Source organism: Psychroserpens mesophilus (assembly GCF_000826645.1).
Taxonomy (GTDB): Bacteria; Bacteroidota; Bacteroidia; order Flavobacteriales; family Flavobacteriaceae; genus Psychroserpens; species Psychroserpens mesophilus.
Genome location: NZ_JXJP01000008.1, coordinates 316,393 through 335,284, shown reverse-complemented (window position 1 = coordinate 335,284; position 18,892 = coordinate 316,393). Strand labels below are relative to the sequence as shown.

Sequence of the window (18,892 nt, the reverse complement as noted above, 5' to 3'; positions counted from 1 at the left end):
TTAATGTTTTATAAAGGTTTCAATGACTTGTATTAATTCTTCTGATAACGGAAAATCTGGTGACATATATGATGTTATATTGTCTTCATCTTTTTCTATCGATTTTAAGACATGATTCATATTTTCAATAATGACTAATTTAGAATTTGGATTGGCGGCATGTAATGTTTCAGCATCACGTATTGGAACTTGTAGATCTTTACTTCCGTTTAGAATCAGAATGGGTAATTTAACTGATTTAATTTCTTCCGAAGGATTGTATTTCATCCAGGATAGTATAAAAGGTTGTGTAGGTTTATTGAAAATTGACATTAACATCGGATCTACATTTTCAATATGTCCTTTTTCATATAATTCTTTAAAATGTGACTCCACTTTATTGGCCATGTCATCACCATTTTGAAACCTAATTTGTTCAACTAACGTTTGATCTATTGAATTGCTCGGACCAGCGAGTGAAATGTATTTATCAACATACGTATGGTCAACCAACATAGCAATTAACGAGCCCTGACTATGGCCAATTAGCGTTATGGATGAAAATCGATTATCGTCTTTAAAGGTGTTAATAATGGTATTAACGTCATCAACAAAGCCCTCAAAGGTCATGTTAGACATAATAAACCTCATATTAGATTGGGTTGCTGTACGTTTATCAAACCTAAAGAATGCTATATCTTTAGAGACTAAACTGTCATTAAGCATCTTAATGTAATTTGCTTTAGCCATCATACCTTGATTACCATTACGATCAACATTGCCAGAGCCATGAATAAAAATGATTAAAGGTTGAGATTTTAAATCGGCATTATATGTTAAAGTTCCTGGTAACTGAATACTATCATTCTTGATTAGTATGTCTTCCGAAGTAAATGTGTCTTGAGCAAACATATTGTGCGTAAAGACGATCAATGCTATAATTAATTTGAATTTAATCATTTGTTTATGTTTTTCTGATAAATAAAAATAATTATTGGCAATGTTATACTAATTCCAATCACCAATGGAAGAAACCAAATCTCAATGTTACTGGTATTACCTTTTGAAGTTTCAACAATGCTGAAAGCTATAACTCCAAATATAAACATCGCAAACAAGTTTGCAAATCGAACAATTCTGGTGCTAAGTCTATAATTTTTGAGTGCATTTTCTTCAGTAATATTAACCATGTAATTATGTAAGTGTGGAAACTTATTCATAATATATAATCCAAAGAATAAGACAATGGCAAATGCGGGAAGCAACCATAGCATACTTTTGTTACTATAACCATCAACTTCACCTTTAATATTAAAATGTGATGGAATAGTATCTGGTAATTCAGAATATGATATTATTGTGTAAGCAATTAATAAAACCAGTATAGTAGCTGAAAGAATATCCAGAACAATATCTAGTCCTTCTAATGGTACTTTTATTTTTGGCCTGCCAGTTTTCATTTTTATCTGTTTTTATCGCGTTCAAAAACGATATACGACACAGTATATTCATGAGGTAAAATACTATTAACAACCCAACCTTCTCTGGCATGATTGTTCAGTAAGTCTTCAAGCTTTTCAACAGTATTTCTAAAACCTAACTTTGGAGTCACTACTTTATATTCTTTCATAATCTTTAATTCTTATTCATTTTTAATGGCTTAATGTTCCTGTATTAAGTACTGGCGAAGCATCTTTGTCTCCACAAAGAACAACCATTAAATTACTTACCATAGCAGCTTTGCGTTCCTCATCCAGATGTACAACCTCTTTTTTGCTTAATTGTTCAATCGCCATCTCCACCATGCTTACAGCACCTTCCACGATTTTATGTCTAGCGGCAACAATAGCTGTTGCTTGCTGGCGTTTTAGCATAGCGTTAGCGATTTCCTGAGCATAAGCTAAATAGCCAATACGTGCTTCTAAGACTTCGATACCAGCTATAGATAAACGTTCATCAATTTCTTTTTCAAGAGCTGTACTGACTTCATTTACGCTAGAACGCAAAGTGATGTCTTCATCAACACCTTCATCAGCAAAATTATCATAAGGATACATGCTCGCTAGCTTTCTAACAGCAGCATCTGTTTGAACACGAACAAAGTTCTCATAATTATCAACATCAAAAGCTGCTTTGTAAGTGTTTTGAACTCGCCAAACTAGAATTGTGCTTATCATTACAGGGTTACCAAGTTTGTCATTTACTTTTAACCGTTCACTGTCAAAATTACTTGCTCGTAATGAGATTTTCTTTTTGGTATAGAAAGGATTTACCCAGTAAAACCCATTCTTTTTAACAGTACCAACATACTTTCCAAAAAGTAATAGAACTCTAGACCCATTAGGTTGTACCATTATAAAACCTGGTGCAATAAAAACACCTGTAATAACCGCTAATAATAACCATGGTGTCTTTAAGGCAATCATAGTGATAATGCCACCAAAAAATAAAATAAGAAATGCAAAGAGCATTAAATAACCATTTGCAGGTACTATTATTTTTTCTTCTTTCATTGTGATAAGTTTAAGTTGAATAATTCAATATGATATTATTTTGATATCAAAAATACATCAAATATTTTTTACGTCCAAATCGAGTTTGGCACACCATTTGTTATATATAAGTCGTAGAATGCTTACGATGATATTAAACGAGGAGTGATTACCTCAACTAAAGGAGTAAACATTTTCATTTGGTTGGTTAGTTAGTAAAAAAGCATCTCAAACTTGAGATGCTTTTTTAATTTTAATATTGAAGTGTATTGCGACTAGTTATTCATGAACGCAACAAGTTCAGTGATGAGTTCACTGGATATTGGTCTGAAAGACTCGTTATAAGATTTAGAATTTTCAAGTTCTTTGCCTTCAATAATAAACAAGACGTGATTCATGTTGTCTATCAACTTTAGCTCAGCATTTGAGGATGCTGCTTTTAAAAGTTCAGCTTCAACAATAGGAACTTGTAAATCTTTTGTGCCACTAATAATAAGAATTGGTATATCTAAATCTTTAATAAGTTCCTGTGGATTATAGTTCATCCAACTCAACATAAAAGCTTGAAGGTCTGGACTCAAAATACCGCTTAAAGCCTGAGGATAATTCTTAACTACCTGTCCTTGTCTAAGCAATTTAAATGAACGTTCTGTCTCCCTTACCAGTGCTGGATCCATTTGTGTTATTTGATCTATAATAACATGATCAATAGATTTTCCAGAGCCAGCCAAGGCTATAAACTTATCGGCTTTATCTCTTGAAGCAACCATCCCAACCAAACTGCCTTGTCCGTGACCAATAATAACTATTTTAGAATAGCTGTTTTGTGATTTGAAATAGTCAATAACAGCATTGGCATCTGTAATAAAATCATCAAAAGATATTTTAGAAGACACATTTCCTTTTCGGATTTGTTTGACTATACGTTTATCATATCTAAATGTTGCAATATTTTGATTGGATAGCGATTCAGCTAGTTTTTTTATGGCATTGTTTTTCTGAAAATTTTGATTTCCGTTTCTGTCGGTCGGACCAGAATCAGCAATGATTATTGCTAAAACAGGATTCTCAATGTTATTTGGTGTTAACAATGTGCCATCAACATAGGTATTAATTGCTAAGTCTTGAGAAGTGAAATTGACATCTTGACTAAAACTGAAAATATTAAAAAGCAATAAAATGTATAAAAAGTAACCTTTCATGTTTTTAAAGTGTGACGATTATAATAAATATCAAAAATACATAAACGAAATTTGTCATTGTGTAACGATTTTAAACCTAAAATATTTAAAGAATTGAAAAAAATTCATGGAATCACAGGAAAAACAGAGATGCATTTCATCGGTGAAATACATGTTTTTGTCTTTAAATGTTAAAATTAAGTGTATTTCATCGATTATATATGTATTTTGACTTGTAAATTGAAATAGAGTTCTATATTTGAAGTGTACTAAAATTTAGTTTTTAGTTCAATGGATTAATTAATTAATATTTGCTTATGTGCTGAGTTAGCGACCCTAAATCTACCACATAAATAAAACGCAAATTAGGAAAACCGAGATTGAGGGATCTCGGTTTTTTCTTTTATAGACTTTTAATAGTTCTAAAGGTCAAATTAATGCGTTCACCAATAATCTTTCTCGTTTTAGGAATTTGATGTAACCAATATTTTTGCATGGCGCCTTTCATTATCAATAGGCTTCCATGTTCTAAATCCATCTTATGTCGTTCTGCTTTTAGAATTCTATGTTTAAAATGAAAAGTTCTGGTTGCCCCTAAGCTTAAAGAGGCGATTGTTGGCTGTTCTCCTAATTCTTTTTCATTATCGGCATGCCAGCCATTGCTATCATTTCCGTCTCTGTATAAATTAAGTAATACCGTTGTGAATTTGTGTTGTGCTTCAGTGTCAACAGCAAGTTTCAAATCTAATAATTCAGTAGTGAAATCATTAGGATGCATGGTGATGTTGGAATAGGAGTAGGTGGCTTTGTTCACAGCATAGAGCGCAGTTAGTCTTGGTTGGTTGTAAGTTTTTCCAAAGATTGTTATGTCGTCTTGTTGCCAATTTACGTTCTGTTTCAAATATTTAAAATAGCGATATGCATTTTGTTGATTTAAGAAATTTGGAATGTAAATCAATTCCGCATCAGGTAATTTTAAAATCGTTTTTTCTTCAGAAAATAAGTCCATCACTTAATTTTTATCTAAATTAGCTTATATCGTATGAAACTCAAAATTGTATTTATATCATTTTTCTTCATTTTGTTAGCCTTTGGTTTTCAGAAATCAAATACACTTCCAAAAGGTTTTGTGTATGCTAAAACTGTCATTCCGGATCTGGATGTGGAATTGCGCTATTATTCTAGTCACAATTTTGTTGGAGATACTATAGAGGGTTACAATGCTAACCTTCTTATAATTACAAAGGAAACAGCAGAAGCACTTCGAAAAGTGCAGCATGATCTACAACAGCAAAATTTGTGTTTAAAAGTGTATGATGGTTATCGACCACAGCGTGCAGTAAATCATTTTATGCGTTGGGCTAAAGATTTGAATGATACCATTAATAAGCAGGAATTTTATCCAGACGTAGAAAAACGCTTTCTGTTTCGTGAGGAATACATCGCCACACGTTCTGGTCATAGCAGAGGAAGTACGTTAGATTTGACTATCATTGATGGTATTACAAGTGAGCCTTTAGATATGGGAAGTCCTTATGATTTCTTCGGAAAGGAATCCTGGGTTAATCATTCAGACTTAACTGAAGATCAAAAATCCAATCGAAAATTACTACAAGAAGTCATGCTAAAACATAATTTTAGGAATTATGCTAAAGAATGGTGGCATTTTACATTACGATGGGAGCCATTTCCTAATACGTATTTTGATTTTGAAATTGAATAGATAACGATGTGCTAATCTAAAGCACGCTTGGTGACATAAACTCGCCATCCAATAATGGCTAATTGAAATTTACTGGCTTTACTTAAGTCTAAGTTGCGTTTGGTGTAACTAGGTAAGATTACTTTGTTTATTTTGGCTAGAGTTTTAAATACGGCTTTCTTCATTAAGAGCTTGTATGAGATATTTAAAAATACAGCTTTTGCAAGTGGCAACCAAATTGTGGTTTTAAAGATAATGTAAAACCTATTCTAGACTAAGTTTTACATTTTTGGTTGGTTAAAATGAATCTGAATTCCTATTAAAAAGAAAAGATTAAGTCGATTATTAGTTTTGCAAGTGTCATCATAATTTTTAGGTTTTAAAGGTTAATTATTATATTATTTTTTTGATTGAGTTTTCAATATATAAACTTGGAAAAGCTTTGACCAAACGTTTTTATGAAAAAGTATGAAATTGAATATGATATTATAACTAAAAAGATGATAATTGTTTCGATATTTATGTGACGCTCTTATTGAAGATTTTATTTAGTAATACTAAATACGTGTTACAGTTATAAATTATAACAATTTAAGGGGGTTTTTCGTCACATTTTTTTTGACCAAGGGGAGTTTTATTATGAAAATTAAGTTTTTCATCAATTTCGTCTTTTTGAAAACCTAAAACCAGGATTATTTCGTGATTTATAATGAGGTGATTTTTTAGACAGTTATGTTAAAATTAATTATTTATTAAACCTATAAATCGATTATACTTAAATTGATGTTTACATTTGTGCTAAACAAAAATTAGACATGAAGTCATTATTACTTTTTATTTTTTTAGTTCTTATAACAAACTCAGTCTTTTCTCAAGTTGTTATAAATGAATTGGATTGTGATACTCCAGGAACAGACAATATGGAATTTGTCGAGTTACTCTCAGAAACGCCAAACTTTCCTTTAGATGGTTACGTTTTAGTTTTCTTTAATGGTTCAGACTCAGGAATGAACTCCAGTTATTTCGCAATTGATTTAGACGGTTACATCACAGATGTTAATGGCATTTTACTTATTGGTAGTAATTCGGTATCACCTGTGCCTCAACTATTAATTTCCGAAAATGTCATTCAAAACGGAGCTGATGCTGTGGCAATTTATCAGGCGAATGATTTTGATTTTCCTGAAGAGACGGTTGCAACCATTGAAAACTTAGTTGATGTTTTATTGTATGACACGTCTGATGCTGATGATACAGATATGATCGCCATTTTTAGTCAGGATCCTCGATTTGTCGATATCGAACAAATAAATGAAGGCTCCAGTAACAATACCAATTCTATTCAGCGATTTGAAGATATGGATGGAAATGTGACGTACACTTCTACAACTCCAACACCACGACAACTTAATGATGGAAGCGGAATTATTTTCAACGGAATTAGCATCAATATTGAACAATCACAATACAACGAAGGGGAAAGTTTTGATATTACATTTACGTCGGAAACTAACGTAGCTACAAACCTGGATTTCAATATTCTGTTAAACAATCAAGGTTTTAATACGTCTGACTATACTGGAAACACATCGATCACAATTCCTTCTGGACAAAGCACAGCATCAACAACCATAACGCTTATTGATGATAGCGATGATGAAGGTGATGAGGTGACACGAATCCGTTTTGAAAGTTTGCCTGTTCCTTATGTGCAGCTGAATGATAATATTGAAATAAGAATTGTAGATAACGATTTTACGATGGCGACTTTTGGAACACCTTTAGAGCCTACTTATGGAACTGTTGCCAGTACGCAACCAAATGGATATTACAATAGTTTAGATGGTTTGGCAGATGATGCCTTGCGTCAGGCTTTACAAGATATTATTGCTGAAGAAGGCGTGGTTAGAGCACAAACTTATGCTGATGTTATTGATATTTTAAAGGAAGCTGATCAAAATCCCGAAAACAGTAATGAGGTATGGTTGGTTTACACAGAACAAGGTCGTCCTAAGCTAGACTTTCAAACAGGTTCTGTGAGTACAGGACGATGGAATAGAGAGCACACGTATCCTCGTTCGCGTGGTGGATTTTTTGATATTGAAGAAGATGAAATTGCAGATGGAAGAAATATTTTTTGGAATACTACTGCCGATTCATTGCGTCATGGTAATTCTGATGCTCATGCATTGAGAGCTGTTGATGGTCCTGAAAATAGCACTCGTAATAACAAGCATTATGGAGACCCGAATTTAGGTGGTTATGATGGTTCTGATGCATCGTCAGGAGATCCAATGCGATTGGGTGAAAGTTTCAGAGGTGATGCAGCAAGAAGTGTTTTATATATGGCTGTTAGATTTAATGGATTAGCTGTTGTGAATGGTTATCCTGAAAATGGACCAGGAGAATTAGGCGATTTGGAAACCTTGCTAGATTGGCATCGAACCGATCCTCCTGATGATTATGAAATGAACAGGAATAATGTGGTTTATACATGGCAATTCAATAGGAATCCGTTTATAGATCAGCCAGATTTAGTAGAGTATATTTGGGGAGATAATATTGGAGATGTTTGGGATCAGCAATTAAGTGTTTCTGAATTTGATTTGACAAATATTCATGTGTTTCCAAATCCGACGTCGAACAGAATTTACATCAGAGGACTTCAACATGATGCTAAAATGGATGTCTTATCTATTGAAGGTCGACAAGTAAAAACGTTTGATTTACAAGGTGATGGGTATGTCGATCTGGAATTATCCAACGGGATGTATTTGCTTAATCTGTATTCAAATAACAGACAGATTGTTAAAAAGATTATCATTAATTAGTAAACAAAAAGCCCAAATTTATATTTGGGCTTTTTTTTAGTTTCCTATGGCTTGTATATAAAGCTTGTCGTCGTTAGATTTACCCATGACTATATCTGGAATTGCCTGATTTTTTTCTTTCCAGCTGGCACTGGATTTTCGTCCATCGTTATCATCTAAAGAAATTTTAATGCTTGTAATTTCGCCAGCTTTATTGCGCTTTACTTTAGAGAATTTTGCATCAATGCCATGTTTTTTAAGTTCTAATTTTTGTTGCTCTAAAGAGGCGTCTGAAGAATTTTTAGTAATAATAAATTCTGTTGCAACTTCTTCGTCATCATAAGTAACATATACATTACTAACTTCAATTTGATAAGGATTTTCATCCTCCTTAACAACGAGGATGCCTTTATTTTTACTATTTAAAATGCCTTCTTTTTTGGTATTGATAATGATTACGCCATTTTCTCCTTTCTTGCCATACAACGTTGTGGCAGATTTGTCTTTTAGTACTTCAACATCTTCAATAATATTCGGACTGACATTATTTAAATCCTCTTTGTCAATCACTTTTCCGTTAAGAATAAATAGCGGTTGCTTGCCATCGGTTTCAAACTTAAAACTGTTTTTTGAATTAAAGACAACCTTGTCTTCAGATTCAGAAAACAAACCTTTGGAACCTTTTTTTGTCATTATGATTACGCCATTCTTGCCATCATTTCCAAATTTTTCAATTGCGCTTTTTCCTTTTAAAACAAACACAGATTCAATATCTTCTGAATCTACATCTTCAAAAATTGATTTTTCAACTTTTTTACCGTTTAAAATGAAAATTGGCTCGTCTGATTCCTGAATAATAATTGTTGAATCCTCATCTTCACTGGTGCCAGTCGAATATGTTAATTTGTTAGTCTTCCTAATGACATAAACACTGTCTTTTTCTCTTAGCGTTTTTAGATCTATTATTGTAGAATTAGTATCGTCATCGTCTTCTTCTATGATTACAACTCTGTTTGTTTCCTGAGAAGACTTAGTTTTTGTGTTTTCATTTATAAACTTGTAATCCAGTGAACCAACACTAAAACTGTCATCACTACTTTTAAAATGGAAGGGTTTGATTCCGTTTTCTCCAGAAATGTTATAATTTGAAGAGTTATCAGCACTTTTGAATTCTGTGTGGATTGCAATGATTTCGCCATCAGAATTACGTTTTACATTCTTATAGGTAAACGTAATGCCTTTGCTTTGAAGTTCTTTTTTAATCTGTTCAAGATCCTCATCGCTTGTGTTTTTTGTGAAGATAATTTCAATGGTTTCTCCTGAATTAGTCGTTTGATTGTCTTCTTCGACCGTTTCAACATAAATAGTTTTGGTATTGAAACTCATAATGAAAAATGCTAATAGCGGAAGAACCAGAATAAGCTTGAGTTGATTTCGTTTTTTAGATTTTGATTTGTGTAACATAACGATTCGTTTTTTGATTAATGATGTGTAAAAATTATTAGTAAATACAAGTTGATGATTTTGTACGCTGGCTTTTAATAAAACAGTTTGATAGCTTTTTTCACAAGGAGATGCGAACTGGGCTTTTTGATCTGCTATAAATTCTAAATTCTGTTGTAAGGCTTTTTTATACAACCAAACAAAAGGGTTAAACCAAAGAAAAGCACAAGTAATTTGAGAAATTATGGTGTCGAGAGAATGTAGTTGTTGTATATGTGCTTTTTCATGGTTTATAACATGTTGTAGCTCTTCGTTATTGAAATGTGTTGGATTATAAACGATACAATTGAAAAACGAAAATGGAGCGACTTGTTTGGTGGTTTCTATCAGTTTGAAATTTTGAAACGATTGAATCGTTCCTGTTTTTAATATACGGTTGAGAGATAGTAACTCGATAATTAATTTTACTAAAAAGAATACAAGACCTAACAAATAAATATTAGGTAGTAAATCTATTAAATTGAATGTTTCTTCCTGTAAAGTAATCGGATTTTCACTAACAGTCGTGCCAATAAAGTTAGGTAATTGAATAGGAGTGTATTCAACATATACAGGAATTACGATAAGAGGAATGCATGATGCAATTAATAATCCTAGCAGCAAGAACCAGCGATTAGAATTAAAAAACGTATCGCGTTGTAAGAATACTTTGTAGCAAGCATAGAAAATGAATATAACAGCTGACGATTTTAAAAGATAGTCCATAATTACTTTTTGTTTTCAATTAATGCAATGATTTCTTTTAATTCGTCAACACTTATTTTTTCTTCCTTAGCAAAAAAGGACACAACATTCTTATACGAATTATTAAAATAGCTTTCAATAGCCGTATTCATAAAACGTTCTTTGTAGGATTCCTTACTAACGACAGGAAAGTATTGATGCGTTTTTCCGTAGGCATTATAACTGACATAACCTTTTTCTTCTAAATTTCTGATTATCGTAGATAAGGTGTTGTAATGTGGCTTGTCGTCTTTGATTTCTGCCAGAACATCTTTTACAAAAGCTTTTTCCAACTTCCATAAAATATGCATGATTTCTTCTTCTTTATTGGTGAGCTTTTGCACGTTGTTGAATTTTATAAATTATAAAAACAAACGTATAACTATTTTTATAGTTATACAACTATTCTTTTAGTTATTTAACTAAAAATTAAGTTTTCAAAAGTATTTATACTATTAATCAGATGAAGTAGTATCTTCGCAAAAATTTTGATTACATGAGTTTGCTTTGGATCATTTTAGGGTTAGTGCTTTTAGTAATTGGTGGAGAGTTTCTGGTACGTTCTTCAGTTGCCTTATCTTTTAAATTGAACATTTCTAAAATGGTTATTGGAATGACTGTTGTTAGTTTTGCAACATCTGCTCCAGAACTTTTAGTGAGCTTGAATGCAGCATTAACAGGTTCTCCAGCAATTGCACTGAATAATGTAATTGGTTCTAATATTGCTAATATAGGATTAGTCTTAGGGATTACAGCATTAGTGAGTTCTATAGCTGTCGACAAAAGTTTTTATAAGCTCAATTGGCCGGCAATGATGTTGTTTTCAATTGTGTTATACTATTTTTTATATAACGATAATAAGCTTTCATCGATAGAAGGCTGTATGTTGTTTGGCGCTTTAATTCTTTTTTTATTTGTGTTGTTAAAAGCTGCAAAAAAGGAAAAAGTGATAGAAGCCATTGATGAAAGTCTCGCTGTAGTTTCGAATTTTAAAATTGTTATTTGGTTACTAATTGGCGCTATTGCTTTATATTTTGGTTCAGTATGGCTGGTTGATGGAGCAAAAGAATTGGCTACAGCATTAGGTGTTAGCGATGCTGTGATAGCCGCTACAGTTATTGCAATAGGAACAAGCGTTCCAGAATTAGCAGCTTCTGTTATAGCTGCTGTAAAAAAAGAAAAAGCCTTGTCACTAGGGAATTTAATTGGCTCAAATATCTTTAACATTGGATCTGTGTTAGGCTTAACCTCAATAATTAAAACCATTGAAGTTACAGATGCTTCCATATTATCGCGTGATATTTATTGGATGCTAGCTTTTGCAGCTGTTTTAATACCGTTAATAATAGTTCCTAAACGAATGAATATCTCTAGATATAAGGGCTTATTATTAGTTGTTGCCTACGGATTATTTATTTTCTTCGCTTTTAAATCGTAACATAAAAAACGCCTTCTTTAAAAATTAAGAAGACGCTTTTGAACAAAACAAATTCGATATAATTTAGCTAATATTAGCTGATTTTACAGTTTTAATAATTCTTCCTGCAATTTTATAAGGATCAGCATTTGAAGCTGGACGACGATCTTCCAGCCAGCCTTTCCAGCCTTTTTCAACAGTAATAATAGGAATACGAATAGAAGCACCTCTGTCTGAAATACCATAACTAAAATCATGGATAGATGCAGTTTCATGCAATCCAGTTAAACGTTGATCATTAAATTCTCCGTAAACTTCAATATGTTCTTTAACTACTGGTCTGAAGGCTTCACATATTTTCTCATAAGTTTCCTGAGAACCGCAAGTTCTTAATGTGGTATTCGAGAAGTTGGCGTGCATACCAGAACCATTCCAATCCATATCTTTTCCTAATGGTTTTGGATGGTACTCAATGTAATAACCATATTGTTCAGTTAAACGATCTAATAAATAACGTGCAATCCACATCTCGTCACCTGCTATTTTAGCGCCTTTAGCAAACAATTGAAATTCCCACTGTCCTGCAGCAACTTCCTGATTAATACCTTCAAAATTTAATCCTGCAGCAATACATAAGTCGGCATGTTCTTCAACTAAATCTCTGCCATGCGTGTTTTTTCCACCAACAGAACAGTAGTACAATCCTTGAGGAGCTGGATAACCACCAATTGGAAACCCTAAAGGTAATTGTGTGTGTTTATCCATAATGAAATATTCTTGTTCAAATCCAAACCAGAAATCATTGTCATCATCATCAATTGTTGCTCTACCATTAGATACGTGAGGCGTTCCATCTGCATTCAAAACCTCAGTCATAACAAGATATCCATTAGTTCTTGCTGGATCCGGATAAATAGCGACGGGTTTTAATAAGCAATCAGATGAACCACCTTCAGCTTGACGTGTTGAACTTCCATCAAAAGACCAGATCGGACAGTCTTCTAATTTGCCACTAAAGTTTTCTTCAATTTTAGTTTTGCTTCTCATGTTTTGTGTTGGCTTATAGCCATCTAACCAAATGTATTCTAATTTAGATTTGCTCATGCTGTGTTTGTTTAAAAAATTAAAGCACAAATATTATAATTTTTTATTTTCAGTCAAAAAAAACGAGGGTAATTTTAGATAAAATGTTATTAACAATTATTATAACCCTATTTTTTAGGGGGTAAATTCGTTTGTAATTTAAATATTAGTTAAATTTGCCCTGTAAAATTAAAAAATATATAATTATTATGTCTAAACTTAGATTTCATGCTTTAAAAGAAGTATTTAAACACAAACCGATTCATATTGAAGAAAATGTAAGACGCTCTGAAATTTTCGGCGCTAACGTTTTCAACGAATCGATAATGCGTCAATACTTAACTAAAGAGGCTTATGAAAGTGTCATGAGTGCGGTTAGTAAAGGTTCAAAAATTGAAAGAAGTGTCGCAGATCATATTTCAACAGGTATGAAAGAATGGGCAATTTCTAAAGGAGCAACGCATTATACACATTGGTTTCAGCCTTTAACAGGTGCAACTGCTGAAAAGCATGACGCATTTTTTGAAACTATAGGAAACGGTTTAGCTATTGAGAAATTTGGAGGCGGACAATTAGTACAGCAAGAGCCTGATGCATCGAGTTTTCCTAATGGAGGTATTAGAAACACTTTTGAAGCAAGAGGATATACTGCTTGGGATCCTACATCTCCAGCTTTTGTGTATGGAACAACATTATGCATCCCAACTGTTTTTGTGTCTTATACTGGTGAAGCTTTAGATTATAAAACACCATTATTGAGAGCGCTTCAGGCTGTAGACACTGCTGCTGTTGCTGTTTGTAAATATTTTGACAAGAATGTTAAAAAGGTAAATGCATCTTTAGGATGGGAGCAGGAATACTTTTTAATTGATAGCGGACTGGCAATGTCGAGACCAGATATCACATTAACAGGAAGGACACTTCTTGGACATTCACCAGCTAAAGGTCAGCAATTAGATGATCACTATTTCGGAACCATTCCAAATAGAGCTATGGCTTACATGCGTGATTTAGAAACTGAATGTATGTTGCTTGGAATTCCTGTAAAAACAAGACATAATGAAGTGGCACCAAATCAATTTGAATTGGCTCCTATATATGAAGAAGCTAACTTAGCTGTCGATCATAATTCGTTGTTAATGGATGTGATGGATAAGGTTGCAGAGCGTCATAATTTTAAAGTTTTATTTCATGAAAAGCCTTTTGCAGGTGTAAATGGTTCGGGTAAACACAACAACTGGAGTTTAAGTACAGATACAGGTGTTAATTTATTGAGTCCAGGAAAAACGCCAATGAGTAACCTTCAGTTTTTAACCTTTTTCATAAATACAATTAAAGCAGTTTACGATAATGAAGAATTATTAAGAGCTGCAATTGCTTCTGCAAGTAATGATCATCGTTTGGGTGCTAATGAAGCACCTCCTGCTATCATTTCAGTTTTTATTGGTGAGCAATTAACACGTACACTCAATGAGTTGGAAAACGTTACCAATGGAAAATTGTCTCCTCAGGAAAAAACAGATTTAAAATTAAACGTAGTTGGTAAAATTCCTGATGTATTACTTGATAATACAGATCGAAACCGTACATCGCCATTTGCGTTCACAGGAAATAAGTTTGAATTTAGAGCAGTAGGTTCTACGGCTAATTGTGCCAATCCAATGACTGTTTTAAATACCATAGTTGCCAAGCAATTAATCGATTTTAAAGCTGAAGTTGATACTTTGGTTTCTAAAAAAGACATGAAAAAAGATGATGCCATTTTTAATGTGTTAAGAGAATACATTAAAAAATCAAAGCATATCCTTTTTGAAGGTAATGGTTATGGTGAAGCCTGGGAAAAAGAGGCTAAGAAGAGAGGTTTGAGTAATAATAAAACCACTCCTGAAGCTCTGAAAGCAAAAGTATCTAAGAAAGCCATTCAACTTTTTGAAGAGATGAATGTTATGAATAAAATTGAATCCGAAGCACGCTATGAGATAGAAGTTGAAGAATATGTACTTAGAATTCAAATTGAAGGACGTGTTTTAGGAGATATCGCTCGAAATCACGTGGTGCCAACTGCAGTACGTTACCAGAATATTTTGATCGATAATGTGAAAGGACTTAAAGATATTTACGGAACGTCTTTTAAAAAGCTGGCTAAAGAACAACTCAACCTTATTGAGCAGATTTCTAATCATATTGAAGGTATTAATTCCAATGTGACCAAAATGATTGAAGAACGTAAAAAGGCGAATGCCATTGATGACCTCGAAAAGAAAGCCAATGCGTATTGTCATATTGTAAAACCTTTATTTGAAGATATTAGATATCATTGTGATAAATTAGAACTGTTAGTTGATGATGAGCTTTGGCCATTAACCAAGTATAGAGAGCTACTTTTTACCAAATAGATATTTGTTTTGAGCGAAAAATCGCATTTTAACTATAATTCTTAACTGCTAATCGAATATATGATTATCACATGTTAAGAATTATAGTTATTTGTTTTGTAATTGCATTGTATTACTCATCCCTATTATTGAAATAAGATTGTATTTTAATAAGAGTGTTACAAAATTTCAACAACACGATTGCACCTTTTTAATTAATCCATTTTATTATTAAACCCTAATAACTTGTATGCTATTGTGTACAAACTAAAATGTGATTATGATTAAACCTACAAGAATTAAACGCTCAATATCGTGTGTCCTGATATTGCTTTCATTACAATGTTTCACTCAAGAATTAACCACCGTTGGCGAAAAGCCTATTTCAGATTCTATTTTAAAATCTAGCATAAGAGCCAAGAATATAATTATGTTTGGAGTAGGTAGTACACTCTTAAATAGAGATGTCATTACACCAGATATAGAAAACTTTATTCAAATTCAATACAAACGATTTATCACACCTAATTTGAATATTAATGGAAACCTAAAAAAGTTCGACATTAAAAATTATGATTTCGATTCTAATGGCTTTCTTTCAGGTGATTTAAATTTAGAATGGTATGTGTTTCCTAGTCATAAGTTATCACCATTTGGGTATCTTGGTGCTGGAATCTTAGCTTCTAATGATTATCAAGATCAAAATTATAAGGTGCAAGGTGGATTAGGTATAGATTATTTGCTTTTAGCTAAGTTAGCTATCGTTGCTTCAATTGAAGCAGATTATATTTATGACGAACAAAAGGGCTCTCAGCTTTTGCAAGTGGCAGATCAATTATATTTTAATGCGCTTATAGGACTGTGCTTTTATATTGGTAATTCGAAATCTAACAAACTGCAAAAAGTTAAAAAAAATCATACTAGTATCATTAATTCTAACCCGATTGAAGTTAACTGATGTAATTCATAGTTGTACTATAAAATTAGCCTGTTAAACTAATGTCTAACGGGTTTTTTTATGCTTAAACATTGAAGTTGTGTACGTAATTTTACCCTATTTGTAAGAAAAAAACGGTATTTCAACGCTTAATTTTTACAACTAATCGAAAAAGAGGTTAACACCTCATACCTAGCAACATATTTTGTTAAGTTTGTAGTGCTATTAATCAATTTTTGTAAAAATGAAGAAGTTACTACTAAGTGTGGCTGCCTTGATGTTTGCTACACTGCTTTTCTCTCAGGATGACTCTACGGATGTCAATGAGAACTTAACACAAGATGCTGTCGTTAAGACAGAATTGAGTATACAAGCAGAATCGTAAACACTTTATCAGTTACAAAAGGAAACAGTCTGATAGGTTGAAATCTATCGACTAGAAAGACAAACGGATTACAATAATTCGTTTGTCTTTTTTTTATGAACGTCATTGAATTTGTAGAAAAGGCAACTCATTGATATATAATTTTTATATTACAGCCCAATTGTCCTCTAAATCGTGAACTGAAATCTCTTTTGTTATTAATTAATTTATGTTTAATTAATATTGAAATTGATGATAGCACAACCAATTTGCATAGCAAGAAAAACGTTACTTGTTTTATTTCTCATTCCTATTTTAGGATATGCTCAAGACGAAGCTTCTGAAACTAACAATGAAGTTAAGATTATAAATGCTTACAAAACTGAATTTTTCGATTTAAGAGGTACGAATGCATTTGATGTAGCCTTAGGTACTTCAGTTATTAATGGAGATTTTGTTGATCCTATGTTTGAGATTTACAGTCATATCGGTTACAAAAGATCAATAACACCACACTTCGGAATCGATATTGGTTACCATAAATTTAATCTAGCGTTTATTGATATCTATAATGAAGGTTTTATGTCTTTTGATTTCAATCTCGAATTAACAGTGCTCCCACATAATAAGTTTTCACCTTTTGTGTTTGCTGGTGCAGGTCTTAATGCATCTAATCATTTTAAAGAAACCGCGAATAAGTTTCAAGGTGGTGCTGGACTTGAATATATCGTATCTGAGAACATTGGAGTGAAATTATATACAGATTATAACTATGTGTTAAGCGATACCTTAGATGGTCTTGAAGCTGGAGATTCTGATGATACATATTTTAGGCTAGCTCTGGGTGTGAATTTCTATTTTGGAGGTTCAAAAATGAAATCAAAAAAACTCAAAGACCAAGCTACAGTAATCGATTCTAATCTTTTAAATGATGAATATTACATTAAAAAATAGATAACAATTGTTACTTTTGTGGTCTAATTTGAGATTATGAGTGAAGACATAAGTAAACGCTATGCACAACGTGGTGTTTCGGCATCAAAAGAGGATGTTCATAATGCTATAAAGCATATTGACAAGGGATTATTTCCAAAAGCATTTTGTAAAATTGTTCCAGATTATTTAACTAATGATCCAGACTATTGTCTCATCATGCATGCTGATGGCGCAGGTACAAAATCATCATTAGCCTATATGTACTGGAAAGAAACTGGAGATATTTCAGTTTGGAAAGGCATTGCTCAAGATGCGCTTATTATGAATATCGATGATTTGCTTTGTGTTGGTGCAACCAATAATATCATGCTATCTTCTACTATTGGTCGAAACAAAAACCTGATTCCTGGTGAGGTTATTTCAGCAATTATCAATGGAACAGAAGAACTTATAAATGATTTAAAATCGTTTGGAGTTGTTATTCACTCGACAGGAGGAGAAACTGCTGATGTAGGTGATTTAGTGAGAACCATCATTGTAGACTCCACTGTAACCGCTAGAATGAGACGTACTGACGTAATAGATAATGCCAATATCAAAGCTGGCGATGTTATTATAGGTTTGGAAAGTTTCGGACAAGCGACTTACGAAACCGAATATAATGGAGGTATGGGAAGTAACGGATTAACTTCTGCACGTCACGATGTATTTCATAAGTATTTGGCTGAAAAATATCCTGAAAGTTTTGATGCGTCTGTACCTGAAGATTTAGTGTATTCCGGACAAACAAAACTTACTGATGTTGTAGAGGATTCACCTATTGATGCTGGTAAGTTAGTACTATCAGCAACGCGAACCTATGCACCTATTATAAAGGCAATTTTATCAAAATACAATAGTAAAACACTTCACGGAATGGTGCACTGCTCTGGTGGAGCGCAAACCAAAATTCTTCATTTTATTGATAGTTTACATATCGTAAAAGATAATATGTTTCCTATTCCGCCATTATTCAAATTGATTCAAGAACAATCTAAAACCGATTGGAAAGAAATGTATCAAGTGTTTAATTGTGGTCACCGAATGGAATTATACGTGTCACCAGAAATCGCTGAAGATCTTATCGCTATTTCGCAATCCTTTAACGTCAATGCGCAAATAGTGGGTAGAGTAGAAGCTTCTAAGGAGAAAAAGCTAACAATTTCTAGTGAATTTGGAGTGTTTGAATATTAAATAAATCCTTTAATTAGATATAAAAACACACAAGTTAGCAGACCGTCAAAAAGAAAAATTACACTAAAAAACTTAAGATTAGAAACGCCGCGTATTTTGTAAAACCGAAGACGTTGTCTCATTTTTCTGTCATTCAGCATAAGCCATAATAAGAAAA

The 18,892-nt window shown here is 32.7% G+C and carries 18 protein-coding genes; 8 read left to right on the top strand and 10 right to left on the bottom strand.

Annotated features, from left to right (window positions below):
• From TD18_RS08825 to TD18_RS08805, 6 genes are all read right to left on the bottom strand, one after another.
• Window positions 1-939: an alpha/beta hydrolase family protein gene (locus TD18_RS08825; protein WP_040251373.1), complete on the bottom strand. Its 939-nt coding sequence runs from the start codon at window positions 937-939 to the stop codon at window positions 1-3.
• Window positions 936-1,439 (bottom strand): DUF1648 domain-containing protein, encoded by a 504-nt coding sequence (locus TD18_RS08820; protein ID WP_040251370.1) that lies wholly within the window; start codon window positions 1,437-1,439, stop codon window positions 936-938. The genes TD18_RS08825 and TD18_RS08820 overlap by 4 nt, the downstream gene beginning before the upstream one ends.
• Before the next feature lie 2 nt (window positions 1,440-1,441).
• Window positions 1,442-1,609: a DUF4177 domain-containing protein gene (locus TD18_RS17010; RefSeq protein WP_084205888.1), complete on the bottom strand. Its 168-nt coding sequence runs from the start codon at window positions 1,607-1,609 to the stop codon at window positions 1,442-1,444.
• Window positions 1,610-1,631: 22 nt separating this feature from the next.
• Window positions 1,632-2,492: an SPFH domain-containing protein gene (locus TD18_RS08815; RefSeq protein WP_040251368.1), complete on the bottom strand. Its 861-nt coding sequence runs from the start codon at window positions 2,490-2,492 to the stop codon at window positions 1,632-1,634.
• Window positions 2,493-2,746: 254 nt separating this feature from the next.
• Window positions 2,747-3,673 carry an alpha/beta hydrolase gene (locus TD18_RS08810; RefSeq protein WP_040251366.1) on the bottom strand — a complete coding sequence of 309 codons (927 nt, stop codon included), beginning with the start codon at window positions 3,671-3,673 and terminating at the stop codon, window positions 2,747-2,749.
• 382 nt (window positions 3,674-4,055) lie between these two features.
• On the bottom strand, window positions 4,056-4,661 hold the full coding sequence (locus TD18_RS08805) for an alpha-ketoglutarate-dependent dioxygenase AlkB family protein (protein ID WP_040251362.1): 606 nt from the start codon (window positions 4,659-4,661) through the stop codon (window positions 4,056-4,058).
• A gap of 33 nt (window positions 4,662-4,694) precedes the next feature.
• On the opposite strand from TD18_RS08805, the gene TD18_RS08800 reads away from it, so the two are divergent.
• The gene (locus TD18_RS08800) at window positions 4,695-5,375 is read left to right on the top strand and encodes a M15 family metallopeptidase (RefSeq protein ID WP_040251359.1); all 681 of its coding nucleotides are present in this window, start codon (window positions 4,695-4,697) and stop codon (window positions 5,373-5,375) included.
• A gap of 11 nt (window positions 5,376-5,386) precedes the next feature.
• Here TD18_RS08800 and TD18_RS08795 read toward each other — a convergent pair whose 3' ends face one another.
• The gene (locus TD18_RS08795) at window positions 5,387-5,539 is read right to left on the bottom strand and encodes a hypothetical protein (protein ID WP_040251969.1); all 153 of its coding nucleotides are present in this window, start codon (window positions 5,537-5,539) and stop codon (window positions 5,387-5,389) included.
• A gap of 630 nt (window positions 5,540-6,169) precedes the next feature.
• On the opposite strand from TD18_RS08795, the gene TD18_RS08790 reads away from it, so the two are divergent.
• Complete coding sequence (locus tag TD18_RS08790; protein ID WP_040251356.1) at window positions 6,170-8,185, top strand: endonuclease; 2,016 nt, start codon at window positions 6,170-6,172, stop codon at window positions 8,183-8,185.
• 36 nt (window positions 8,186-8,221) lie between these two features.
• On the opposite strand, the gene TD18_RS16675 is transcribed toward TD18_RS08790, so the two are convergent.
• Both TD18_RS16675 and TD18_RS08780 read right to left on the bottom strand, forming a co-directional pair.
• Window positions 8,222-10,372: a M56 family metallopeptidase gene (locus TD18_RS16675; RefSeq protein ID WP_052461104.1), complete on the bottom strand. Its 2,151-nt coding sequence runs from the start codon at window positions 10,370-10,372 to the stop codon at window positions 8,222-8,224.
• A gap of 2 nt (window positions 10,373-10,374) precedes the next feature.
• A complete protein-coding gene (locus TD18_RS08780; RefSeq protein ID WP_040251354.1) occupies window positions 10,375-10,734 on the bottom strand; it encodes a BlaI/MecI/CopY family transcriptional regulator in 360 nt (119 codons plus the stop codon).
• Window positions 10,735-10,886: 152 nt separating this feature from the next.
• On the opposite strand from TD18_RS08780, the gene TD18_RS08775 reads away from it, so the two are divergent.
• The gene (locus TD18_RS08775) at window positions 10,887-11,828 is read left to right on the top strand and encodes a calcium/sodium antiporter (RefSeq protein WP_040251351.1); all 942 of its coding nucleotides are present in this window, start codon (window positions 10,887-10,889) and stop codon (window positions 11,826-11,828) included.
• 63 nt (window positions 11,829-11,891) lie between these two features.
• On the opposite strand, the gene TD18_RS08770 is transcribed toward TD18_RS08775, so the two are convergent.
• Window positions 11,892-12,911 (bottom strand): glutamine synthetase beta-grasp domain-containing protein, encoded by a 1,020-nt coding sequence (locus tag TD18_RS08770; protein ID WP_040251348.1) that lies wholly within the window; start codon window positions 12,909-12,911, stop codon window positions 11,892-11,894.
• 188 nt (window positions 12,912-13,099) lie between these two features.
• On the opposite strand from TD18_RS08770, the gene TD18_RS08765 reads away from it, so the two are divergent.
• The 5 genes from TD18_RS08765 to TD18_RS08750 all read left to right on the top strand — a co-directional run bounded on the left by TD18_RS08765 (window position 13,100) and on the right by TD18_RS08750 (window position 18,735).
• Window positions 13,100-15,286 carry a glutamine synthetase III family protein gene (locus tag TD18_RS08765; RefSeq protein WP_040251346.1) on the top strand — a complete coding sequence of 729 codons (2,187 nt, stop codon included), beginning with the start codon at window positions 13,100-13,102 and terminating at the stop codon, window positions 15,284-15,286.
• Window positions 15,287-15,545: 259 nt separating this feature from the next.
• Complete coding sequence (locus tag TD18_RS08760; RefSeq protein WP_040251343.1) at window positions 15,546-16,223, top strand: hypothetical protein; 678 nt, start codon at window positions 15,546-15,548, stop codon at window positions 16,221-16,223.
• 223 nt (window positions 16,224-16,446) lie between these two features.
• Window positions 16,447-16,587: a hypothetical protein gene (locus TD18_RS17195; RefSeq protein ID WP_160289460.1), complete on the top strand. Its 141-nt coding sequence runs from the start codon at window positions 16,447-16,449 to the stop codon at window positions 16,585-16,587.
• Between the two features lie 231 nt (window positions 16,588-16,818).
• Complete coding sequence (locus tag TD18_RS08755; protein WP_084205887.1) at window positions 16,819-17,520, top strand: outer membrane beta-barrel protein; 702 nt, start codon at window positions 16,819-16,821, stop codon at window positions 17,518-17,520.
• A 36-nt stretch (window positions 17,521-17,556) separates the two neighbouring features.
• Entirely contained in the window at window positions 17,557-18,735 is a 1,179-nt protein-coding gene (locus TD18_RS08750) for an AIR synthase related protein (protein ID WP_040251340.1), read from the top strand.
• Window positions 18,736-18,892: the final 157 nt, after the last annotated feature.